This is a genomic window from Nocardiopsis sp. MT53 (assembly GCF_019598965.1).
GTDB lineage: Bacteria > Actinomycetota > Actinomycetes > Streptosporangiales > Streptosporangiaceae > Nocardiopsis > Nocardiopsis changdeensis.
Genome location: NZ_CP080599.1, coordinates 2426934 through 2449561, shown reverse-complemented (window position 1 = coordinate 2449561; position 22628 = coordinate 2426934). Strand labels below are relative to the sequence as shown.

General features: G+C 72.8%; 21 protein-coding genes and 1 pseudogene. 10 read left to right on the top strand and 12 right to left on the bottom strand.

The genetic code is table 11. The features are described 5' to 3' along the window. Nucleotides 1-353: 353 nt before the first annotated feature. Nucleotides 354-959: a sigma-70 family RNA polymerase sigma factor gene (locus K1J57_RS10855; RefSeq protein WP_220565453.1), complete on the bottom strand. Its 606-nt coding sequence runs from the start codon at nucleotides 957-959 to the stop codon at nucleotides 354-356. 377 nt (nucleotides 960-1336) lie between these two features. On the opposite strand from K1J57_RS10855, the gene purS reads away from it, so the two are divergent. The 6 genes from purS (at nucleotide 1337) to K1J57_RS10825 (ending at nucleotide 6603) form a co-directional block, all read left to right on the top strand. Further along, entirely contained in the window at nucleotides 1337-1582 is a 246-nt protein-coding gene (purS, locus tag K1J57_RS10850) for a phosphoribosylformylglycinamidine synthase subunit PurS (protein ID WP_220564319.1), read from the top strand. A 230-nt stretch (nucleotides 1583-1812) separates the two neighbouring features. Beyond that, on the top strand, nucleotides 1813-2307 hold the full coding sequence (locus K1J57_RS10845) for an ATP-binding protein (RefSeq protein WP_220564318.1): 495 nt from the start codon (nucleotides 1813-1815) through the stop codon (nucleotides 2305-2307). 286 nt (nucleotides 2308-2593) lie between these two features. After that, nucleotides 2594-3289: a phosphoribosylformylglycinamidine synthase subunit PurQ gene (gene purQ / locus K1J57_RS10840; RefSeq protein WP_220564317.1), complete on the top strand. Its 696-nt coding sequence runs from the start codon at nucleotides 2594-2596 to the stop codon at nucleotides 3287-3289. Between the two features lie 46 nt (nucleotides 3290-3335). Next, entirely contained in the window at nucleotides 3336-3854 is a 519-nt protein-coding gene (locus K1J57_RS10835; protein WP_220564316.1) for a hypothetical protein, read from the top strand. Nucleotides 3855-3932: 78 nt separating this feature from the next. Then, a complete protein-coding gene (gene purL / locus K1J57_RS10830) occupies nucleotides 3933-6227 on the top strand; it encodes a phosphoribosylformylglycinamidine synthase subunit PurL (protein WP_220564315.1) in 2295 nt (764 codons plus the stop codon). A 121-nt stretch (nucleotides 6228-6348) separates the two neighbouring features. Continuing rightward, nucleotides 6349-6603, top strand: a complete 255-nt coding sequence (locus K1J57_RS10825) for a hypothetical protein (protein ID WP_255646957.1) — start codon at nucleotides 6349-6351, stop codon at nucleotides 6601-6603. Here the strand turns inward: K1J57_RS10825 and K1J57_RS10820 are convergent, their stop codons facing one another. From K1J57_RS10820 to K1J57_RS10795, 6 genes and pseudogenes are all read right to left on the bottom strand, one after another. Beyond that, on the bottom strand, nucleotides 6604-8505 hold the full coding sequence (locus K1J57_RS10820; protein WP_220564314.1) for an endonuclease/exonuclease/phosphatase family protein: 1902 nt from the start codon (nucleotides 8503-8505) through the stop codon (nucleotides 6604-6606). A 163-nt stretch (nucleotides 8506-8668) separates the two neighbouring features. Further along, complete coding sequence (locus K1J57_RS10815; RefSeq protein WP_220564313.1) at nucleotides 8669-9628, bottom strand: ABC transporter substrate-binding protein; 960 nt, start codon at nucleotides 9626-9628, stop codon at nucleotides 8669-8671. Further along, complete coding sequence (locus K1J57_RS10810; protein WP_220564312.1) at nucleotides 9621-11609, bottom strand: proline/glycine betaine ABC transporter permease; 1989 nt, start codon at nucleotides 11607-11609, stop codon at nucleotides 9621-9623. Before K1J57_RS10810 ends, K1J57_RS10815 begins: the two co-directional genes overlap by 8 nt. A gap of 511 nt (nucleotides 11610-12120) precedes the next feature. Then, a pseudogene (locus tag K1J57_RS10805) lies at nucleotides 12121-13260 on the bottom strand (glycine betaine/L-proline ABC transporter ATP-binding protein); the annotation flags it as partial. Further along, complete coding sequence (locus tag K1J57_RS10800) at nucleotides 13257-14822, bottom strand: GMC family oxidoreductase (RefSeq protein WP_220564311.1); 1566 nt, start codon at nucleotides 14820-14822, stop codon at nucleotides 13257-13259. The gene K1J57_RS10800 and the pseudogene K1J57_RS10805, both read right to left, overlap by 4 nt. A gap of 62 nt (nucleotides 14823-14884) precedes the next feature. Beyond that, nucleotides 14885-16408 (bottom strand): aldehyde dehydrogenase family protein, encoded by a 1524-nt coding sequence (locus tag K1J57_RS10795; RefSeq protein WP_220564310.1) that lies wholly within the window; start codon nucleotides 16406-16408, stop codon nucleotides 14885-14887. 320 nt (nucleotides 16409-16728) lie between these two features. On the opposite strand from K1J57_RS10795, the gene K1J57_RS10790 reads away from it, so the two are divergent. Beyond that, complete coding sequence (locus tag K1J57_RS10790) at nucleotides 16729-17391, top strand: class II aldolase/adducin family protein (protein WP_220564309.1); 663 nt, start codon at nucleotides 16729-16731, stop codon at nucleotides 17389-17391. 39 nt (nucleotides 17392-17430) lie between these two features. Here K1J57_RS10790 and K1J57_RS10785 read toward each other — a convergent pair whose 3' ends face one another. The 4 genes from K1J57_RS10785 to K1J57_RS10770 are packed head-to-tail and all read right to left on the bottom strand — an operon-like array spanning nucleotide 17431 to nucleotide 20074. Further along, nucleotides 17431-17970 carry a hypothetical protein gene (locus K1J57_RS10785; protein WP_220564308.1) on the bottom strand — a complete coding sequence of 180 codons (540 nt, stop codon included), beginning with the start codon at nucleotides 17968-17970 and terminating at the stop codon, nucleotides 17431-17433. 37 nt (nucleotides 17971-18007) lie between these two features. Then, complete coding sequence (locus tag K1J57_RS10780) at nucleotides 18008-18202, bottom strand: helix-turn-helix transcriptional regulator (protein WP_255647155.1); 195 nt, start codon at nucleotides 18200-18202, stop codon at nucleotides 18008-18010. Between the two features lie 46 nt (nucleotides 18203-18248). Next, nucleotides 18249-19106 (bottom strand): ABC transporter permease, encoded by an 858-nt coding sequence (locus K1J57_RS10775; protein WP_220564306.1) that lies wholly within the window; start codon nucleotides 19104-19106, stop codon nucleotides 18249-18251. After that, nucleotides 19103-20074, bottom strand: coding sequence for an ABC transporter ATP-binding protein (locus K1J57_RS10770; RefSeq protein WP_220564305.1), 972 nt, complete (start codon nucleotides 20072-20074; stop codon nucleotides 19103-19105). Before K1J57_RS10770 ends, K1J57_RS10775 begins: the two co-directional genes overlap by 4 nt. Before the next feature lie 298 nt (nucleotides 20075-20372). Here K1J57_RS10770 and K1J57_RS10765 point away from each other — a divergent pair, with 298 nt between their 5' ends. Beyond that, the gene (locus K1J57_RS10765; RefSeq protein ID WP_220564304.1) at nucleotides 20373-20765 is read left to right on the top strand and encodes a VOC family protein; all 393 of its coding nucleotides are present in this window, start codon (nucleotides 20373-20375) and stop codon (nucleotides 20763-20765) included. Nucleotide 20766: 1 nt separating this feature from the next. On the opposite strand, the gene K1J57_RS10760 is transcribed toward K1J57_RS10765, so the two are convergent. Then, complete coding sequence (locus K1J57_RS10760) at nucleotides 20767-21531, bottom strand: alpha/beta fold hydrolase (RefSeq protein ID WP_220564303.1); 765 nt, start codon at nucleotides 21529-21531, stop codon at nucleotides 20767-20769. Between the two features lie 142 nt (nucleotides 21532-21673). Between K1J57_RS10760 and K1J57_RS10755 the strand changes: the two genes are divergently transcribed. Together K1J57_RS10755 and K1J57_RS10750 are read left to right on the top strand one after the other, a co-directional pair. Further along, a complete protein-coding gene (locus tag K1J57_RS10755; RefSeq protein ID WP_220564302.1) occupies nucleotides 21674-22186 on the top strand; it encodes a DinB family protein in 513 nt (170 codons plus the stop codon). A gap of 123 nt (nucleotides 22187-22309) precedes the next feature. Then, a complete protein-coding gene (locus K1J57_RS10750) occupies nucleotides 22310-22495 on the top strand; it encodes a hypothetical protein (RefSeq protein ID WP_255646955.1) in 186 nt (61 codons plus the stop codon). The last annotated feature ends 133 nt before the right edge of the window (nucleotides 22496-22628 follow it).

Below are 22628 nucleotides of genomic sequence, written 5' to 3'. Positions count from 1 at the left end.
CGCCGCACGTGCACCCGGGGTGATGGGTGTACGGCGGACCTCACCATATGGTGACAGAACTCACCCTGGCGAGCGCAAGACCCGGCCATCACCTTTTACGCCGCGGATCCATGTTCCCCGATGCCGGACCAGCCCGATTAGCAGGGCTTCCTAGCATGTACAAGGCCTTCCGACGACTTTGTCGTCGGCTTGCGCAACGTCCGGCCGCGGAGCGACGGGCGGCCGGGTCCGGCCACGGAGCGTGGCGGAGCGGTCGGTCCGAAAACCCTCCGGGGGGCGGGGTCGCGGACCTCGGCGCCGGGCGGGGGCGGGGTTCCAGCCCTCCCGCGCGGTGCCGTTCCGAAGAGGCGCGGTCAGCGGGCGGCGGGGACCCGCATGCCGCGGTCGCGCGCGTAGTCGGCCAGCATCTCACGGAGCTGGCGCCGGGCGCGGTGCAGCCGGGACATCACGGTCCCCAGCGGGGTGCCCATGCGCTCGGCCACCTCCTTGTAGGCGTAGCCCTCGATGTCGACGAGGTAGATGACCTCCTGGAACTCCTCCGGCAGCCGCGCGAGCGCCTGCTTGATGTCGGAGTCGGGCAGGTGGTCCAGGACCTCGTTCTCGGCCGACCGCATGCCCGAGGACGTGTGCGCCTCGGCGGCGGCGAGCTGCCAGTCCTTGATCTCGTCGGTGGTCTCCTGGCGCGGCTCGCGCTGCTTCTTGCGGTAGCTGTTGATGAAGGTGTTGGTCAAGATCCGGTAGAGCCAGGCACGCAGATTGGTACCGGCGCGGAACTGGTGGAAATTGGCGAAGGCCTTGGCGAACGTCTCTTGGACGAGGTCTTCTGCGTCGGCCGGATTGCGGGTCATCCGCAGGGCCGTGGGATAGAGCTGGTCCGCGAACGGCGTGACGGCGGTGGCGAAGTCCAAAGCCTCTTCGGGCTCCTGCCCGTCACTGTTCCGCGCGGCGATCGGTTCCATTTCGATAGTCGTCAAGATTCCCCCTCAGGACGACCGGACGATCACTTCCACCCTGTTAGACGCCACCTTGTGCTCTCAATGATGACATCAATCGTGGTGATCCGAGTCACGAACGTACCGAAACACTCGCTTGCGGGGTTCAGGTTGCGGTAAACATCCCCGGATCCCACTACCCGCAGGCGGTCCGGGTATTCCCCGACCGGTTCCGGCCACGCGGCGGGCCCGGGGTGACGAAGGACTCACCCGCACCGGCGGCCCCCGCGCGTGCCGTACTCTGGCGTCGCCCGCTCCGAGCAGTACGGAGAGGCGTCCGCCCGGCCGGGGAGCCGGGAGCGGACGAAGAGGGCGGCACACCCATTTCTCTTGTGGAGGACCCTGTGGCCCGCGTCGTTGTTGACGTCATGCTCAAGCCCGAGATCCTGGACCCGCAGGGCCAGGCGATCGCCGGCGCCTGCTCGCGCCTGGGTTTCGAGGGGATCGAACAGGTCCGCCAGGGCAAGCGCTTCGAGGTCGAGGTCGAGGGGGAGGTCGACGAGGCCAAGCTGGCCGACGTCCGCCGCCTGGCCGAGACCCTGCTCGCCAACACCGTGATCGAGGACTTCCGGGTCCACGTGGCCTCCTGACCCGCGCGGCTCCGCGGCACCGCGCAGCGCTTCACGGCAGCGGACGGACATGCCGGATTAACGGCCTTCGCCCAAAAGCGCGAGAAGTGCCCGCAGCGCCGGATGTGCAATGTAAAGACCGGCGGCGTCCCATGAGGGCGCCGTCGGTCGTTTTACGTCCGCCGCCCTCGGGAAGGTTCCTTGACGTGCCGGGCCCATGACCGACGACGGAGCACGAGAGGTGTTATTTCATGGACGCCGTCTTCTCGATCTCCCTGCCGCGGCGGGCGTACACGGTCGCGGTCGTACGCGACATCCTCGGAACACTCCTGTTCCGGGCCGGAATGTGCCGGGACTGTGTCGACGACTTCCTGCTGGCCTCCTCCGAGGCCTGCGCCAACGCCGTGGAGCACGGGGGTCCCTCCTCCGATTACCGGGTGGACGCCGAGATCGACCGGCATTGGTGCGAGGTCCGCATCTCCCATACCGGGAGAGCGCCGGACCCCGAAGCGCTCGCCGCCCGTTTCGCCTCGGAACGCCCGCCGCCCCTACCCGGACTGGACTCAGAATCGGGTAGGGGCATTCTGTTGATGCGCCGCCTCATGGACGAGGTGTCCTTCGAGGGGGAGCCGCGGATCACCGTGCTCCTGCGCAAACGCCGGGCGAACTGCGACGCGGACCCCGAGGGCGCCGCGGCCGGGGGCGTCCCCGCACAGTTCGGCGCGCTGGCCCTGGACCGGGTCTGAGAGGTCCCGGGAGGGCCCGTCGGCGCCCCCGCCGCCACTGTGTCGCACACCACGGCACCTGTCGGGTCGTACACCCGCGGGCCCTTCCGAGCCGCCGGAATCGGGAGAATCGTACGAACGGGAGTCGCGGAACAGGGGTGAGGGTCGTACCCGAGCACAGGTGAGCGGGTACGCTGCCAAGTGCGGACGCGGTGCCCCCTCGGGGCCGGACAGGCGCCGCCAGCCTCCTCGCCGAAACTCCCCGCAGCCGCGGGGAGGGACCCGACCAACGACTCGGAGTGTGCTCATGACAGCCCGTGTGGGCGTCGTCACCTTCCCCGGTTCCCTCGACGACAAGGACGCCGCGCGCGCCGTCGCGCTGGCGGGCGCCGAGCCCGTCGCCCTGTGGCACGCGGACGCCGACCTCAGGGGAGTCGACGCGGTCGTCCTCCCCGGGGGCTTCTCCTACGGCGACTACCTGCGCTGCGGCGCCATCGCCCGCTTCGCGCCGCTGATGTCCGAGCTCGTCCCGGCCGCCCGCTCCGGGGCCCTGCCGGTCCTGGGCATCTGCAACGGCTTCCAGATCCTGTGCGAGAGCCACCTGCTGCCGGGCGCGCTCACCCGCAACTCCACCCTGCGCTTCGTCAACCGCGAGCAGAGGCTGCGGGTGGAGAGCACCGCCACCGCCTGGACCGGCGACTACGCCGAGGGACAGGAGATCCTGGTCGTCCTCAAGAGCGGCGAGGGCAGCTACGTCGCCGACGAGGCCACCCTCGACGCCCTGGAGGCGGAGAACCGGGTCGTGGTCCGGTACGCCGGCTCCGACCCCAACGGCTCCCGCCGCGGCATCGCCGGGATCACCAACGAGCACGGCAACGTCGTCGGCCTCATGCCGCACCCGGAGCACGCCGTGGAGGCGCTGACCGGCCCCTCCACCGAGGGCTTGGGCTTCTTCACCTCGATCCTCGCCCACCTGGGCGCCAAGAGCCCGGCCGGCGTCTGAGCCCGGCCCGGTCCCACCGCACACCGACAAGGGGACGATCCTCGCGATGATGGCGCTCCTGCGCTCCCGGACCACGATGTACGTACTCGCCTCCATCGTCGTCGTGGGCCTGGTGGTGTCGGCCGCCGTCGGCCTGTTCAACTCGCTGGGCGCCGTGCCGCCCGGTGCGCAGCAGACCGGGCAGGAGGGCACGGCCCCGCCCGCCCAGGCGCCCGACGTGCCCGAGCCCTCGTCGCTCGGCGATCCGCCTCCCGGCCTGGCCTACGTCTCCGATCCGGAGACCGACGTGTACTGCCGGCAGGAGGGCTGCGCCCGGCTGGTCACCGTGCTCACCGAGGACGAGGAGGTCACCGAGGACGCCCGCGCCACCGTCCAGGAGGTCTACGACCACCTGCTGGACCGGGACTGGAAGATCATGCTCCCCGAGGGCGCCGAGTCGCCCGAGGACGTGCCGCCGGAGCAGACCGTGCTGACCGACGAGACCGTCATGATCGCCGACTCCTCCACGGGCAACGCGGGGGACCCCGCGGTGCTGATGCTCCGCTACGCGGACCTCACCCGATGACCCCGCCCACGACCTTCCGCGCCGGTCGGCGGACGCCGCGGCCCGGCTCACACCAGCACATCCCGAACGGAACCACGCATGTCTGAAGTACCTCGTCTCGACACCGTCGCCGTGGCGCAGAGCAGCCCGGACACGCCTCAGCCGTACGCCGAACTGGGCATGGCGAAGGATGAGTACGAGCGGGTCCGCGAGATCCTGGGCCGCCGCCCCACCTCCTCCGAGCTGGCCATCTACTCGGTCATGTGGAGCGAGCACTGCTCGTACAAGTCGTCCAAGGTGCACCTGCGCCAGTTCGGCGAGAAGGCCCCCCAGAGCGACGCCCTGCTGGTCGGCATGGGCGAGAACGCCGGTGTGGTCGACGTCGGCGACGGCCGCGCGGTGACCTTCAAGATCGAGTCGCACAACCACCCCTCCTACGTGGAGCCGCACCAGGGCGCGGCCACCGGCGTGGGCGGCATCGTCCGCGACATCCTCACCATGGGCGCCCGTCCGGTGGCGGTCATGGACGCGCTGCGGTTCGGCCCGGCCGACGCCGACGACACCAAGCGGGTGCTGCCGGGCGTGGTCTCGGGCATCTCCTTCTACGGCAACTGCCTGGGCCTGCCCAACATCGGCGGCGAGATCGGCTTCGGCCCCGGCTACATCGGCAACCCGCTGGTCAACGCCCTGTGCGTGGGCGTGATGAAGCACGAGGACATCAAGCTGGCGCAGGCGCCCGGCCCCGGCAACAAGGTGGTGCTGTTCGGCTCCACCACCGGCCCCGACGGCATCGGCGGCGCGTCGGTGCTGGCCAGCGCCACCTTCGACGACGAGTCGCACGCCAAGCGGCCCAGCGTCCAGGTCGGCGACCCGTTCATGGAGAAGCTGCTCATCGAGTGCAGCCTGGAGCTGTTCGCCAAGGACCTGGTCGTGGGCATCCAGGACCTGGGCGCGGCGGGCGTCTCCTGCGCCACCACCGAACTGGCGGCGGGCGGCACCGGCGGCATGAACATCCGGCTGGACCGGGTGCCGCTGCGCGACCCGCGGCTCACTCCCGAGGAGATCCTCATGAGCGAGTCGCAGGAGCGCATGATGGCCATCGTCGAGCCGGCCAAGATGGACGAGTTCCTGGCCATCTGCGACAAGTGGCAGATCCTGGCCACCGAGATCGGCGAGGTCACCGACGTCACCGACGAGGAGGCCGAGCGCGGCGGGCGCCTGGTCATGACCTGGCACGGGGAGACCGTGGTGGACATGCCGCCGCGGACCGCCTCCGACGAGGGCCCGGTCTACGAGCGCCCCTACGCCCGCCCGGAGTCGCAGGACGCGCTCCAGGCCGACGACGCCGGCGCCCTGCCCCGCCCCGCGACCGACGCGGAGCTGCGCGAGCAGCTGCTGCGGGTGCTCGGCGCCCCGGGCGTGGGCGACCCGAGCTGGGTGACGCAGCAGTACGACAGCTACGTGCGCGGCGACACCGTGGTGTCGACCCCGCACGACGCCGGGATGATCCGCATCTCCGACGACTCCCACCGGGGCGTGGCGCTGTCGACCGACGGCAACGGCCGCTACACCCGCCTGGACCCGTACGCGGGCACCCAGCTGGCGTACGCGGAGGCGTACCGCAACGTGGCGGCCACCGGCGCCCGGCCGCTCGCGGTGACCAACTGCCTCAACTTCGGCTCGCCGGAGGACCCGGGCGTCATGTGGCAGTTCGCCGAGTCCGCCCGCGGCCTGGCCGACGCCTGCAAGGCGCTGGGCACCCCGGTGACCGGCGGCAACGTGAGCTTCTACAACCAGACCGGCGACGTGGCGATCAACCCGACCCCGGTCATCGGCGTGCTGGGCGTCATCGACGACGTGCGGACCCGCCTGAAGTCGGCGTTCGACTCCGAGGGCGCGCGGGTGTTCCTGCTCGGCGAGACCCGGCCGGAGTTCGGCGGCTCGGCGTGGGCCGACACGGTCCACGGCCACCTGGGCGGGCTGCCGCCGCGGGTGGACCTGACCGCCGAGGCGGCACTGGGCGAGGTGCTGGCCGAGGCCGCCGAGCGCGGGCTGGCCCGGGCCGCCCACGACCTGTCCGACGGCGGCCTGGGCGTGGCCCTGGCCGAGTCGGCGCTGCGCGGGGGCACGGGCGTGCGGGTGACGGTGTCCGAGGACGTGTTCACCGCCCTGTTCAGCGAGTCCGGCGCCCGCGCGGTCGTGGCGGTGGCCCCGGGCGACGAGGAGGAGTTCGTGGCGCTGGCGGCCCGGCACGGGGTCCCGGTGGAGCAGATCGGCACCGTGGGCGGCGACGCCCTGGTGGTGTCGCACGCGGGCGGCGCCGTGGAGGTGCCGCTGGCCGAGTTGCGCGGGGCCTACGAGTCCGCCCTCCCCGCCCTCCTGGGCGACCTGTAGGAACGCTTCGCCCCGCGGGGGCGGGACACCGTCACGGTGTCCCGCCCCCGCAGCGTTGTGCGGGGGCCGGGTGTGGGGCCGGCGGGGGTACGGGTAGTGGTAGTCACCGGAGGTGGTCGCCGTGGGACGTGAGAAGTTGCGCCGGGGACGGTTGAAGGGACCGCTGGGCAGTCCGGAGCGCCCGGCGAGCGCGTTGGGGTTCCGGCTGGTGCTGGCGGTGTTCGGCTGCCTGGTGCTGGCGGCGGGCACGGCGGCGTCGGTGGTCATGGACGCGCCCGTGTGGCTGGTGGTGGTGCTGGCCGCCGGGTTCGCGGCGTCCTGCGTGAACGTGTACTGGGTGGCCCGGCGGCTGCGGTACGAGCGCCCCGGCCGCTGATCACTCCAGCTCGAGGTCGACCGAGACCATCCGGTGGTCGGAGTACGGCACGTCCGGGTTGTCCGGGTTCGCCGCGGCGAACTCCTCGGTGACGAGGATGTGGTCGATCTCGGCGGGCTCCCCCGCCAGGGTCGGGATGGTGTTGAAGGGCCGGTCGAAGGGGTCGTGCAGGCCCGCGTCGGTGAGGATCGACCACGCCGGGTCCCCCGGCTCGATGTTGAGGTCTCCGGCCAGGACCACCGGCCGCCCCTCGGCCCGAGCCCCCTCGACGATCGCCGCGAGGTCGTGCAGCTGGGCGCGGGCGCTCTCGGCGGTGAAGTCGTAGGTCCGCGGCTGCACGTGGGTGGCGATCACGCTGACCTCGGTGCCGCCGTCCCACCGCACGACGGCCTCCAGCGCCTGGGCGCCGGTCGGCCCGCTGGGGGTGAGGGCGTGCCCGCGCACCTCGGTGACCTCGCGGGAGGTGAGCAGGGCGTCGCCCCACAGCGGCCCGTCGGCGGGCGCCCAGTAGGCCGTCATGCCGAGCTGCTCGGCGGTGAGGGACAGCGCGTCGTGGCCGCCGTTGAGCAGCCACCCGCGGTCGACCTCGCTGAGCACGACGATGTCTGGGATGTCCTGGCGGAGCAGCGCGATCTGGTCGTGCAGGGCGTAGCGCCCGTCCATGCCGTAGCCCATGCGGACGTTGTAGGCGGCCAGCCGCAGCCCCGACACGGGTTCGTGGGCCCGCTCCGCCCCGCCGCGGAAGGACGTGTGCCAGGACGGCACGGCGACGGTCAGCACCAGGGCCAGCGCGGCCGCCCCCGCGGTCAGCCAGGGGCGCCCGGCGCGGGCCGGGACGGGGCCGCGGCCGCTCATGGCGATCGCGAGGGGCACCAGGGCCAGGAACGGCACCGCGGTGTTGTCGTAGTACAGGTCGTAGGCGGCGTAGAACCCGAAGACCGCGACCGCCAGCAGGAACAGCCCGCCGAACGCCGCCCACCCGGTGGCCGCGCGCGTCGGCCGGCCGGTGCGGTGGACCGCCCACCCGGCGCAGCCCGCCAGGGCGAGCTGGCCGATCGGCAGGGCGGCGAGCGCCCAGGCGGGCCACACTCCGGGGACGCCGCCGAGCTCGGTGGGCGACGCCGCCAGCACGGCGAGCGCCCCGGCCAGGACGGCGAACGGGGCGGCCGGGTGCCCGGTGGACCAGCGCGGGTCGGCCGCGACCATCACGGACAGGACGGCGGTGGTGGCCACGAGCGCGGCGGCCACCGGTGTCTGGCCGATGACCTCGCCCACGGCCGGGTTGGCGGTGTACAGGCCGGAGAGGAACAGCAGCGGGCCCAGGGCGAGCCAGGCCCGGGCGGGCGCGGGCCGGGGCTCGGTATGGCCCGACCCGTGCCGGTGCGTCCCGGCGGCGGCCCAGGCGAACAGGGCGACCTCGACGAGCACCCCGGCCCAGGCCCAGGGGCCGTCGCGCCAGGCGAGGTCGACGGTGTTGAGGAGGGTGTGGATCACGGCGGTGGCGGCGACGCCGGTGACGACGCCGACCATCACCCCGTGCCCGGTGGTCCGGGGCCGGTCGACGGCGGTCATGGCGGACGCGGTCAGCCACACGGTGCCGGTGCCCACCAGGAACGACGCCAGGTACAGCTGCGGCGCGCCGCCGTCGGTGGCCTGGAGGGCCAGGCGCCCGGCCGCGAGCACGGCGCCCGCGGCCAGCGCGGTGCGCCAGGGGTCCAGGTACCGGGCCGCGGCGACGAAGGGGACGGGGGCCAGGAACCAGGCGAGGGCGTACAGGCCCATCAGCTCGGCCGGGGTCTCCCCCGCCCGCCCGAAGAGGGTGGTGAGCGAGGGCAGGAACACCCGCAGGGCGTCCAGGAACAGCACCGTTCCCACCGCGACGGCGAATCGGTCCCAGCGCATGGTCCTCCCGGGGGTCGGCGCCCGCACCAGCGAACATGAATGATTCTCATGTGCTGCGCTCGCACGGGCAAGGGGCACGAATACCCCGATTCCCCCGAAACCCCTCGTCATGCCTGCCGTGACCGGGCCGCGTCACAACCGCGACCCGCCCCCCACACCGCGGTCAGCGGTTCCCGAAGCCCTCCGGGAGCCACGGCCGCCACACGTCCGGGTTCTCCCGGACCCAGATCTCGGCCGCCTCGGTGGGGTCCAGGCCCTCGTCGGCGATCATCCGGGCCACCTCGTTCTGGTCCGCGTTGGTCCACGTCCAGTTGTCGAGGAACCGGTAGGCGGGGTCGTTCTCCTCCACGAACCCGGCCCGGAAGATCTTGTTCAGGTCGTAGGCCGGGTAGTCGCAGGGCACCGAGTCCGGGTCGGCGTCGCAGCCCTCCTCGTGGTCCGGCAGGTCGACCTTGACCAGGTCCAGCTCCTCCTGGAGCCACTGCGGGTCGTAGAAGTAGAAGAGCACCGGCTCCCCGGCCGCGTACCGCCGCCGCACCTCGGTGATCTGCGCGGGCTCGGACCCGGCGAACACGATCTCCAGGTCCAGGCCGAAGGCGTTGATCATCCCCTGGTCCTGGGTGACGAACCCGGGCGCGCCGCCCAGGAACTCGCCCCGGTCCCCGGTCTCGGCGGTGCGGAAGACGTCGGTGTTCTCCCGCAGCCCCTCCAGCGTGGTGATCTCCGGGTACTCCTCCGCCACGTAGGCGGGCACGTACCAGCCGATCACGCCCTCGTTGCCGTTGGGGCCGCCGTCGACCACGGTGCCGTTGCCCTCGGGGCCGTACAGCTCCATGAGGTCCTCGTGGCCCCAGTTCTCCACGATGACGTCGATGACGCCCTGGTCGATGGCCTGCCAGGACGGCTGCTCGTCCACCCGGACCAGCTGCACCTGGTAGTCCATCTCCTCGCGGAGGATGTACGCGAGCACCTCGGCGCTGGCCTCGTAGCCGACCCAGCCGTTGAGCGCCATGCGCACCGTGCCCGGGTTCCGGGCGAGCTGGTCGGTGCGCACCGCGCAGGAGGAGACCAGGGCGACCGCGGTCGCGGCCGCCAGGATCCTGACGAGGGGTCCCCTACACACGCTGCACCCTCCTTCCCTGGGTGACCCGGTCCAGGAACAGGCCCAGGCACACGATGGCCAGGCCCGAGGCCAGACCCAGCCCCAGCTCGTTCTGCGCCAGGCCGAACACCACGTCGAAGCCCAGCGACCCGGCGCCCACCAGGGCGCCCATGACCACCATGGACAGCACGAGGATGAGCCCCTGGTTGACGGCGAGCAGCAGCGAGCCGCGCGCCAGCGGCAGCTCGACCTTGGTCAGCAGCTGCCACCGCGTGGAGCCCTGGGAGGCGGCCGCCTCCAGCGAGGCCGGGGACACCCCCCGGATCCCGTCGTTGACCAGACGGATCACCGGCGGCAGCGCGAAGATGACCGCCGCCACCAGGGCGGGCACCCGCCCGATGCCGAACAGCGCCACCGCCGGGATGAGGTACACGAACGGCGGCAGGGTCTGCATGGCGTCCAGGACGGGCCGCAGGATCGCGGCGAACACGTCGCTGCGCGACATCAGCACCCCGACGACCACGCCCAGCGCCACGGTCAGCACCGACGCCACCAGCACCTGGGACAGTGTGTCCATGGCGTTGTCCCACACCCCGAGCAGGCCGACGGCCGCGAACGACCCGGCGGAGACCAGCGCGACGCGCCACCCCCCGAAGACCCACCCCAGCGCGGTGGCGCACAGGATCACCAGCCACCACGGCGAGCCGCCCAGCAGCTCGCTCAGCGGGCCCAGCACCCAGTCCAGGGTCCACGTGCCCAGCGCCGTGGTGAACGGGCCGACCGCCGCCTGGAGCCAGTCCTCGAAGGCGTTCACCGGGCCGCTGATGTCGACGGACAGCTCGCGCGGCCAGCCCCCCACCCCCACCAGGCGGCACACCGCCACGGTGGTGACGAGGACGGCGAGGTCCGCCCCCAGCAGCGGCAACCGGTACCGCTCGGGAAGCCTGTTCGCACCCCGCGAGCCGTGCCCGACGGCGCCGGTCACCCGGTCCATGGCGATGGCGAGCATGACGATCGCCAGCCCGGCCTGGAGCGCCTGCCCCACGTTGACCTTGGACAGGGCCTGGTAGATGGCGTCGCCCAGGCCGCCCGCGCCGATGACCGACGCGATGACGACCATGGACACGGCCAGCATGATGGTCTGGTTGACGCCCAGCAGGATGGTGCGCCGGGCGCTGGGCAGCTGCACCTTGGTGAGGATCTGCCAGGGCGTAGACCCCAGCGAGGTGGTCGCCTCGATGGCGCCCCGGGGCACCTCGCGGATGGCCAGCGCGGTGATGCGCACCGCGGGCGGGATCGCGTAGACCGCGGTGACCACGGCCGCCGCCGGGTCGCCGATGCCGAACAGCAGCACGAACGGCAGCAGGTACGCGAACGCCGGCATGATCTGCATGAAGTCCAGCACCGGCCGGACCGCCCGGTGGAAGCCGTCGCTGCGCCCCGCCAGGACGCCCAGCGGGACGCCGACCAGCAGGGCTATGGTGACCGAGGTGATGATCAGCGCCAGCGTCCGCATCGACTCGTCCCACAGCCCGGTCAGGGCGAACACCCCGAAGGTGGCCAGGACCAGCAGCGCGACCCGCCATCCGGCCACCCGCCAGGCGACGATGGCGCCGAGCACGGTCACGCCGGGCCAGGTCAGGAACTCCAGGAACCGGTTGATCAGCACGACGGCCGACCCCAGCCCCACCGAGATGTAGTTGAAGAAGTACAGGAACAGCGGGCTGTCGTTGCGGTTGACGACGATCCAGGCGTAGATCCCGTCCAGCCACGCCATGAACCGCTCACCGGTGCCGGTCGGGAAGCCGGGTCCGCCGCCCCAGGCCAGGCGCGCCGCCCAGTAGCCCGCCACCAGCACGGCGAACACCACCAGCGCCCGGACCCACGGGGACCGCAGTGCCGCGGCCGGGTCCCGGCGCGCGGACGCCCGGGGCCGGCCCGCCCGCTCCCGGAGCGCCGGGTCGGACGCTCCGGCTCCCCCCGCCGGGGTCGTCACGGCCATGTCAGCCACCCGACCCGGTCGGTGCGGGACCCCCGTGCCCCGCGGGGTCGGTCCCGGCCGGGGCCTGCGGGACCCGCCCGGAGCCCGGGGCCTCCGGGCCTTCCGGGGAGTCGGAGGCCGCAGGTGCCTCAGGAGGCGCCGGCACCGCCGAGGCCCCCGCCGGCCCTCCCTCCCCCGCCCGACCGGACTCGCCGGGCCCGCCGGCGTCGGCGGGCCCGCCTAGGCCGATGGGACCTCCCGGGCTATTGGGGCCTCCGGGGCCAGTGGCGCTGCCGGGGCTGCCGGGACTGGTGGGACCTCCCGGGCGGTCGGGTCCACCAGGATCGTCGGGGCCGGTGAGGCCACCAGAGCCAATGGGGTCATCGGGGCTACCGGTGTCGGTGGGGCCGCCGAGCCCGCCGGTGTCGGTGGGATCACCGGAGCCGGTGAGGCCATCCGGGCCATTGGGATCGGTGGGGTTGCCGGTGTCGATGGGAGCATCCGGGGCGGTGTCGGCCGCGGGGTTGTCGGAGCCGTGGTCGACGAGGTCCTCGGACAGCTCGCCCACCGTCTCCTCCTCGATGGCGGCGGCCACGGAGGCGTCGGCCAGCTGGTCCTCGGCGATGGCGCGCAGCACGTCGTCGCGGCCCACGTAGCCGAGCAGCCGGCCGTCCTCCACCACCCGCACCGGGGCGGTGCTGGCGGCGAGCATCGGCAGCACCTCCGCCAGCACGGTGCCGGGTTCGGTCACCGGCCCGTCGGTGCTCTCCTCGGGGAAGGGATCGCGCACCAGCCAGCGGGCCGTGAGCACGGTGGTGCGGGCGACGTCGGAGGTGAAGTCGGCGACGTACGCGTCGGCCGGCCGCCCCACCACCTCCTCCGGGGTGCCCACCTGGACGAGTTCGCCGTCGCGCATGATGGCGATGCGGTCGCCCAGCTTGAGCGCCTCCTGGAGGTCGTGGGTGATGAACACCGAGGTCTTGGCCAGCTCGCGCTGGAGCCGGACGACCTCCTGCTGCATGTCGCGGCGGATGAGCGGGTCCAGGGCGCTGAACGGCTCGTCGAACAGCAGCACCTCGGGGTCCACCGCCAGCGCGCGGGCCAGGCCGACACGCTGCTGCATGCCGCCGGACAGCTCGCCCGGCCGGGAGTCCTCGTAGCCCGACAGGCCGACCATGCCGATCATCTGCTCGGCCCGCTCGTAGCGTTCGGGGCGCGCCATGCCGCGCACCTCCAGGCCGTAGGCCACGTTGTCGATGATCCTGCGGTTGGGCAGCAGCCCGAAGTGCTGGAAGACCATGGCGATCTTGTGGCGGCGCAGCTCGCGCAGCCGCTGCGGGGTGGCCTCGCCGATGTCCTCGCCGTCGAGCAGGACCTGCCCCGCCGTGGGCTCGATCAGGCGGGTCAGGCAGCGGATGAGCGTGGACTTCCCCGAGCCGGACAGGCCCATGACCACGAAGATCTCACCCGGCCGGACGTCGAAGGAGACGTCGCGCACCGCGACGGTGCAGCCGGTCTCCTCCCTGATCCGGTCCCGGTCGGCCCGCTCCAGCCCGCTGCCGATGACGGTGTCGGCGTTCCTGCCGAAGATCTTCCACAGGTTGCGGACGGAGAAGGTGACGTCCCGCCCGCCGCCCGGCGGCGTGGCGGGTTCGGTCGTAGGGGCGCTCATCGGGCCTCCTCGCGGCGGTGGTCCTCGCGTACCAGGTCGGCGGCGCGCTCGCCCAGGGCCAGGACCGTGACCATGGGGTTGGGAGTGGGCAGGGTCGGGAAGACGGACGCGTCGGCGATCCGCAGCCCGCGCAGGCCCCGCACCCGCAGCCGCGGGTCGACCACGGCCATCGGGTCGTCGGCGGCGCCCATGCGGCAGGTGCCCGCCGGGTGGTAGACGGTGTGGGCGGCGCGGCGACCGTACTCCGACAGCTCCTCGTCGGTCCGCACGCCGGGGCCGGGGGCGACCTCGGCCTCGATCCAGGAGCGGAACGGCTCGGCCTCGGCCACCCTCCGGGCGAGCTTGAGGCCGTCGACGATGGTCCGCTCGTCGTAGCCGTCGGGGTCGGTGAAGTACCGGAAGTCCAGGGCGGGCTTGTCCCGGGGGTCCGCGCTGGTCAGGTAGAGGCGGCCGCGCGAGCGCGAGCGCGGGATGTTCGGGGTCATGCAGACCGCGTAGCCGTCGGGCGGGGAGGTGTAGCCCAGCCGCTTCGTGTTGTCGTCGAAGGGGACCTGGTAGATGTGGAACATCAGGTCCGGGCGCGGATCGGAGCCGTCGCGCCGGACGAACAGCGCGGCGTCGGAGTGCATCACCGTGTTCTGCGGGACCGGCCGGCTCGTCCTCCACATGATGATCGACTCGGGGTGGTCGAGCAGGTTCTCGCCCACGCCCGGCAGGTCGTGGCGGGGCTCCACCCCGACCTCGCGCAGGTGCGCGGTGTCGCCGATGCCGGAGAGCAGCAGCAGCCGGGGCGTGTCGACGGCGCCCGCGCACAGGATCACCTCGCGCCGCGCCGACACCGAGACACGGGTCCCGTCCCCGTCCGTCGCCTCCACCCCGGTGGCGCGGTCCCCGTCCAGGACGACCCTGTCCACCCAGGTCTCCAACAGGACGGTGAGGTTGTCGCGCACGTCCATGACCGGGTGCAGGTAGGCGACCGACGCCGAGGAGCGGTACCCGGTGTAGGGGTCGTAGGCGATGGACAGGAACCCGGCGCCCCCGGAGAACCCGCCGCCGTGCGAGGTCAGCGCGTTGAAGTCCTCGACGACCGGGACCCCGGCGGCCTTCGCCGCGGACTCCACCCAGTCGCGGACCATGGTGTTGCGGTCCTTGTCGGCGACCGGGACGATGTTGCACTTGATCCGGTCGGCGTAGGACTGCACGGTGGCGTTGTCCCAGCCCTCGGCCCCGGCGGCCACCCAGTCGTCGAGGTCCTCGGCGAAGGGCCGGAAGCTGATGAGCGTGTTGTGGGAGGAGCACCCGCCCAGCACGCGGGCCCGCGAGTGGAGGATGTGCGAGTTGCCGCGGGGCTGCTCGGTGGTCGTGTACTTCAGGTCGAGGTCGCCGTCGAGGACGCCCAGCCAGTCGCGCAGGCGGAGCACGTGCTCCAGGTCCCGGTCGTCGGGCCCGCCCTCGATCAGGCAGACGGTGGTGGCGGGGTCCTCGGTGAGGCGGTCGGCGAGCACCGACCCCGCGGTGCCGCCGCCGACGATCACGTAGTCGTAGGTCCGGTCGTGGGACACGGCGTGATTCCTCTCGTTGTTCTGCCGGGGGATGGCGGGGAGACCGGCCCGTGCCTTCGCGGTCAGCCGAACCAGCGCTGCGGTTCGGGTGCCAGGTTGCGGTAGATGTGCTTGGCCTCCCGGTACTCGGCGAGCCCGGACGGGCCGAGTTCGCGGCCGATGCCGCTGCGGCCGAAGCCTCCCCACTCGGCTCCGGGGAAGTAGGGGCCGTAGTCGTTGATCCAGACGGTGCCGTGGCGCAGGGCCGCCGCCACGCGCTCGCCGCGCGCGGTGTCGTCCGTCCACACGCCGCCGGAGAGCCCGTAGTCGGTGTCGTTGCCCAGGGCGATCGCCTCCTCCTCGGTGCGGAAGCGCTCGACGGTGACGACCGGGCCGAACACCTCGGTCTGCACGATGTCCATGGAGCGGTCGCAGTCGACGAACACGGTGGGGCGGTAGAAGTAGCCGTCCCGGAGCCCGGGCTCGTCGGGGCGCCTGCCGCCCGCGATGACGCGCGCGCCCTCCTCGAGGCCGCGGGCGACGGCGGCCTCGACCTTGGCGCGGTGCCGCTCCGACACCAGCGGGCCGCAGCGCACCCCCTCGTCCTGGCCGCGGCCGATGCGGATGGCGTCGGCGCGGCGGGCCAGCTCGGCGGTGAAGGCGTCGTGGACGTCCTCGTGCACGATGAGCCGGGCCCCGGCCGAGCAGACCTGGCCGGAGTGGAAGAACGCGGCGGAGAGGGCATAATCCACGGCGGTGTCCAGGTCCACGTCCGGGAAGACGATGTTGGGGTTCTTGCCGCCCAGCTCCAGCGCGACCCTCTTGACCGTGGGCGCGGCGGCGGCCATGATCAGCCGCCCGGTGGCCAGGCCGCCGGTGAAGGACACCAGGTCCACGCCGGGGTGCTCCGACAGGGGCGCGCCCGCCTCGGGCCCGCTGCCGGTGACCAGGTTGACGACCCCGGCGGGGACGCCCGCCTCCACCACCAGCTCCATGAGCTTGAGGCTGGTGACGGGGGTGACCTCGGTGGGCTTGATCACGCAGGTGTTCCCGGCGGCCAGGGCCGGGGCGAGCTTCCAGGAGAGCTGGAGCAGCGGGTAGTTCCAGGGGGTGATGAGGCCGCAGACGCCGACGGGTTCGTACACGATCCGGCTCTGCACCCCCTCGGGCGCGGACACCAGGCGGCCGGCGTCCTTGTCGGCCAGGCCCGCGTAGTAGCGGAAGACCCCGGTGACGTCGTCGACGTCGATGCCGCCCTCCTCCACCGTCTTGCCGGTGTCGAGGGACTCCGCCAGGGCGATGTCTGCCCGGTCCCGCTGGAGGAGGTCGGCGATGCGTTCCAGCAGGCGTGTGCGCTCGCCCGCCGCGGTGCCGCGCCACGGGCCGGCGAAGGCCCGCCCGGCGGCGGCGATCGCGTCCTCGGTGTCGGCCCGGCCGCCCTCGCTGACAACGGTCAGCACGGACGCGTCGGCGGGGTCGATGATCTCCCGCACCCGGCCGTCGCGGGCGGCCCGCCACTGCCCGTCGATGTGAATGCTGGTGGCGCGGGTCGAGCCCGGGGGCGCCAGGTAGGGCGCCTCCGGGAGGGTGTCATGGCGTTCGTTCACGGGCCCGGTGTGCCCTCGTCCGCTGGTCACAAACAACCTCTCCTCACGGGACACTTGCGTCACAATGCCTACGAACAGGCCCTGAACAGCGCGAATGACCGCAAGAGGCGTCGTCACCCGTGGTCCGCACCACGTGACCCAGGCGTAAGGAACCACACGCCGCGGCGGTCGGGGGCGGAGCCCACGCCCGGGCCTGGGGAATACGGGGAAGAGACTTTGACGTACATTTAGGTGCACCTAAGTGGTTCGCCCGGCTCACGGGCGTCCGGCACCGACGGCCCGCCCAGGGTCCGACCGCGCACCCTCGAGGAAGTCGCCAGATGTTGTTGGAGCAGGAACGACGGGACGTCTGCCTGGCCGCCCGGACCCTCGCCGCACTCCCCGGGATCGCCCCCGGCGAATCCGCCACCCTCAGCGTCCGCAACGGGGACCTGGTCGTCGTCACCCCGCACGGGGTCCCCCTGGACCAGGTCCAGCCCGCCGACTGCCCGGTGATGGCGCTGGACGACCGGATGCTGGAGGGCCGCCGCGACCCGGCGGCCGAGACCACCCTGCACATGGCCGTGCACCGGCGGACCGCCGACCACGGGCGGGAGTCGAGCGCCGTGGTCAACGCGTTCACGGCCGACACCGTCGCCGTGTCCTCGGTGCTGGCCGAGCTGCCGCCGATCCACCACCGCGCCGCGGCCCTGGGCGGGGCGATCGCGGTAACGCCGTACACCCTCTACGGCAGCGGCGACATCGCCGACCAGGCGGTCAAGGCCCTCAAGGGCCGCGACGCCGCGCTGCTGGCCGACCACGGCGGGGTCGCCCTGGGCCGGGGCCTGGAGCACGCCCTGGAGAACCTGCGCCTGCTCGACTGGCTGTGCGCCGCCTACCTGCGCGCCCGCCGGCTCGGCGAGCCCCGCGTCCTCTCCGAGGACGAGCTCGCCGCCGTCTCCCACCGCGACACCTACGGCTGGGCCGGCCCCGACATCTGGTGACCGGCCCGCCCTCCCCCGCCGCTCCGGGGGTCCCGGCCGTCAGTCCTCGTCGTCGGGGAGCTCGTCGGGGCGGGTCCAGGCCAGGTAGCAGGCCGGGAACGCTGCGTGGGCCATGGTGGTGACCACCACCAGCGGCGCCAGCACGGCCAGCGGCACCTCGGCCCCCATGTCCGTTCCGGGCGCCGCCGTGGCGAATCCGGCGGTCACCGCGACGAGCAGGGTCGCCAGGGCGGCCGTCACGTGGTGGCCGAGGCGGGTGGCCCGGTCCATCTCCGCCCGCTGGAACTCGTCCAGGCCGTGGTAGCCCACCACCCAGCGGGCGGCGATGTTGATGTGGGTCGACAGCACCGCGCTCACGAGCAGCAGCCCGACGAACCCGGCCATCCCGGGGAACGACAGCGAGGCGCCGACGACCAGGGGCAGGGCGAGGAACAGGGCCGCCGCCAGGGTGAGGGCGACGAAGACGGCCACCGCCGCGCGGCGGCGCGAGCGCGCCGCCCAGAACGCCCGGCGCCGCGGGTTCTCGATCATGGAGCGGATGCGCTCCTGGGTCCGGTTGTTCGGCTGTCCGATGAACATGGCGATCCTTCGTGGTGGTGCGGTCGGGTGCGGCGGCTCAACCGCCGATGCGGGGGAAGGGCTCGGTGGAGAACACGACCTCCACCGGGACCTCGAAGTAGCGGGCGATCCTCAGGGCCAGGTGGAGGCTGGGGCTGTACTCGCCCCGCTCCAGGTAGCCCACCGTCTGGTAGTGCACCCCGAGCGCCTCGGCGAGCTGGCGCCGCGAGACGTCCCGCTCCGCCCGCAGCATCGCGATGCGGTTGTAGATGGCCTCGGCGTTCGCAGCCTTCTTCTTCTCAGTAGGCACGCTGCATCGCCTTCTCCCGGGCCTGCTGGACCCTCGACCCCGACGTCTTGCGGGTCATCCGGCGCAGCACCCACTGCGCGGCCGCGAACCCGACCACGGCCCACAGCGCCAGCACCCCGGCGACCTGCGGCAGCTGCCAGGACCCGGCCAGCTCGGCGGCGGCCTGGGCCGGGGGCAGGACCGCGGAGCGCACGCCCAGCCCGACCCAGTAGACGGGGAAGAACTGGGCGACGGCCTGGAGCCAGCCGGGCATCAGCGTCATGGGGAAGAGCACCCCGGAGATCCCGGTCAGCCCCATGACGGGGAGCATGAGCATGCCGACACCGGTGCGCGGATTGCTCAGGACCGCCCCGACGACGGCGCCGACCGGTGCCAGGGCCAGCAGGGCCAGCACGCAGACCCAGGCCAGGGTGACCGCGCCGGCGGCGCCTTGGACGGCGAACCCGTCGATGAGGACCATCCCGGGGACCAGCATGAACAACAGGGACATGAGCGACATGGTCAGCAGGTACCAGGTCTTGGCCACCGTGTAGCCGACCATCCCGTCGGGGACCACGCGGGCGCGCAGCAGGGTGCCGTCCTCGCGCTCGCTCCCGACGACCTGGGCGATGGTGATGGTCCCGAGCAGGATGAGCAGCATCGTCACCCCGGAGGCCATGAGGTAGGCGCCCGTGGACGTTCCCTCGGTCCCGAACGAGGAGTCGGAGGTGAAGAGGGAGACGCCCACGAAGACCGCCGGGGTGAGCAGGTAGCCGCCGGCGACCTCCCCCGGGTTGGAGAACGTGTTCTTGAACTCGGTCCAGCCGCGCGAGAACCCGGCGCGGACGGCGTTGAGGGCGGGGTTCATCGGATCTCCTCGGCGAACTCGGCGGCGGCGCGCTCGGCGTCGCCGGACTCGGAGCGCTGGACCAGGTCCAGGTAGACCTCCTCCAGCGAGGGACGCAGGACCTTGAGGTCGGTGACCCCGTCCCCGTGCACCCGGTACAGCTCGGCGATGTGCCGGGCCGGGTTGTCGGTGGCGTGCACGTGGCGCTCCCCGCCGACGCTCCAGGTGACCTCGCTCTGCATGCCGACCAGGGAGGAGAGCCGGTCCGCGCTGCCGTCGGCGACGATGCGCCCGCCCGCGAGGATGAGGACGCGGTCGGCGAGCTTCTCGGCCTCGGCCAGGTCGTGGGTGGTGAGCAGGACGGTGGTGTCGTCCTCGTCGGTGAGCCGGTGGACCAGCTCGTGGAAGTCCCGCCGGGCCTGGGGGTCCAGGCCGGTGGTGGGCTCGTCGAGGAAGAGCAGCTCGGGGCGGCCGACCAGGCCCAGGGCGACGTCGACGCGGCGCCGCTGGCCGCCGGAGAGGGTGCGCAGCCGCTTGTGGGCGTGCTCGGCCAGGCCCAGGGACTCCAGCAGTTCGTCGGTGTCGTAGGGGCGCGGGCGGCCGGGCTCGGAGTAGGGGGCGTGGAAGCGGCCGAAGTGGTCGACGAGGTCGCGCACCCTCCAGGCGGCGTGGTCGCGCCAGGACTGCATGACCACGCCGATCCGGGACCGCCAGCGCTCGTCGCCGCGGGCCGGGTCCGAGCCCAGCACCTCGACCTCGCCGGCGGAACGGGCCCGGAAACCCTCCAGGATCTCGACGGTGGTGGTCTTGCCGGCCCCGTTGGGGCCGAGCAGGGCGACGACCTCGCCGCGGCGGGCGGTCAGGTCGACACCGCGCAGGACCTCGGTGGCCCCGTAGTTCATGCGCAGGCCGCGAACGGTGATCGCGGCCGGCTCGGGGGTCCCGTACGACACCTCCCGGGCCACCGATCGTGCTCTGGGCTCCGCCATGGCCGCTCCTCTCTCATCGTCTCTCTACTGCGATTGATAGTACATGTACTACATAAGACAGGACAAGCACTACATCTGAAAGTAGGGATGATACGGATCGCCGCACGTGGGCCATCCCCGGCGAAGGCACGGCTCGGCGCAGGGGCGTGGCCGCATCCGGACGTCCGCGGGAAATCCCCCGCCACCGTGTCGGCACCCCCCTGGACCCGGAAACCGGGTACGGATACTCAGGAAGGGCGTCACCCCGAGGCGCCACACTGGTGCCGACGACCGCAGACCCCGCTGGGAGGCCCCCGAGATGCGCTGCAGCTACATCCGCCTACTGGTCGACGACTACGAAGCCTGCTTCCGGTTCTACTCCGACGTGCTCAAGCTCCCCGTGCTGCGCGGTGACGAGCACAGCCGCTACGCCGAGTTCGACGTGGACTCCACCACCCGCCTGGCGCTCAACCAGCGCGAGGTCATGGCCGAGGCGCTGGAGACCGACACGGCCGACCCCGGACTGCCCCACCAGGACCGCATGGCCGTGGTGTTCGAGGTGGACGACGTGGACGCCACCGCCGCCCGGCTGGTCGCCGCCGGGGCGCGCCAGGTGATGGCGCCGCGCGACTGGACGGCGTGGGGGATCCGCGCCGCCCACTTCCGCGACCCGGACGGCTACCTGCTGGAGGTCAGCCGCCCGCTCATCTGAGTCACGGGGCCACGTGCTCCACCAGCAGCTCGTTGACCCGGTCCGCCCGCTCCACACCGAGCAGGTGCGCGGCTCCCGCGACGACCTCGAACCGGGAGTCGGCGATGCCGTCGGCGAGCCTGCGCCCGTGCCCGGGCGGCAGCAGGGGATCGTGCGCGGCCGACACGACCAGGGCGGGCACCCGCACGCCCGCGACCAGGTGCCGCTGGTCCATCGCGTGCACCGCGTCGCACACCGAGGCGAACGTCGCCGGGTCGATCCGGCCCAGCTCGTCGGTGAACCGCTCCACCACGTCGGGGCGCTCCCGCCCCATGTCGGGGGTGAACCACGGCAGCGACACGTCGGCCAGCACCGACTCCATCCCGGCCTCGCGCGCCCGGTCCGCCAGCCGGCTCCACCGGTGCGCGGGGGGCGTGCGCGGCGCCGCGGCCAGCAGGGCGATCCGCTCCAGGGTGCGCGGCGAGTTGGCGGCGATCCACACCACCAGCGAGGCGGCGAACCCGGCGCCCACCGCCGACACCCGTGCCAGGTCCAGCTTCTCCAGCAGCGCCAGCACGTCCAGCGCGAGGTCCTCGATGCCGCACGAGCCGGCCGCGGCCGGCGAGGAGCCGTGGCCGCGGTGGTCGATCCGCAGGACCCGGCGGTTGCGGGTCAGCTCGGGCATCTGCGGCTCCCACACCGACATGGTGGTGCCGAACGGCGGCACGAGCAGCACGACGGGCGCGTGCCGCGGTCCGTCGATCCGGTACTGGAGCGGAATGGTCATGGGGCCTCCGGGTCGCCAGAACGCCAGGGTATCCGCAAGCGCCGGGAGGCCACCGGTATCCGCCGCCGGTGGAGGACAGAACCTGACCTCCACGCTTTCTAGGGTGGTACCACCGAGACGGCGAAGAGAGAAGGCGGCCACGATGGCGACGGACACCGAGCGCACCTCCATCCTGAAGATGCTCGCGGACCAGCGCGACTTCCTGCGGTTCGCGGTCAGAGGGCTGGACGACCACCAGGCCACCCGGCGCACCACCGACAGCGAGCTGACGCTGGCGGGCCTGGTCAAGCACGTGACGCAGATGGAGGAGAACTGGATCCGGTTCGCCCAGGACGGCCCGCCCGCCGAGCCGGTCGACTACGAGGACCCGGCCTCCTGGCAGGAGCAGGCCGACAGCTTCAACCTGCTGGACGGCGAGACCCTGGAGGGCACCCTCGCCCGCTACGACCTCGTCGCGGCCGCGACCGAGGAGTACGTCCTCTCCCTGCCCGACCTGGAGAAGAGCCACCCGCTCCCGGAGGCCCCGTGGTTCGAGCAGGGCGCCTCCTGGTCGGTCCGCGACGTGCTCCTGCACATCCTCCGAGAGACCGCCCAGCACTGCGGCCACGCCGACATCATCCGCGAGTCCTTCGACGGCCAGAAGACCATGGGCTGAGCCCCCGCACCGCCCCCGAACAGGACATGTGAGGGATGCCGGCGCCCGGGGTGACAACCGTCATCCCGGGCCGGTGACAACGGCGCCTACCGGCCCCGCGGCCCGGCGGCGAGGATGGTGCACATGACGAAGACACAGAGCACCTCCCCGGACTGGACCCTCGGACTCTCCCTCGGACTGGCGGTCGGCATGGGCTTCGCCGCCGTCCTCACCGACCTGCTGCTGGGCGTCACCCTCTCCGCCTGCTTCGGCGTCGCCCTCGCCTACACGCTCCCCCAGGCCCGCCGCGCCGCGACCGCCGCGCAGTGACACCGGGCGGTGACCCCGGACACGCGGACGGGGTGCGCCCGAAGGCGCACCCCGCCGCACAAAGGCGGCGAGGGCCGCTTCCGCATCCCCCCTCAAAGTACGGAAGCGCCCCTCGCCTGGGAAACGGCCTGCG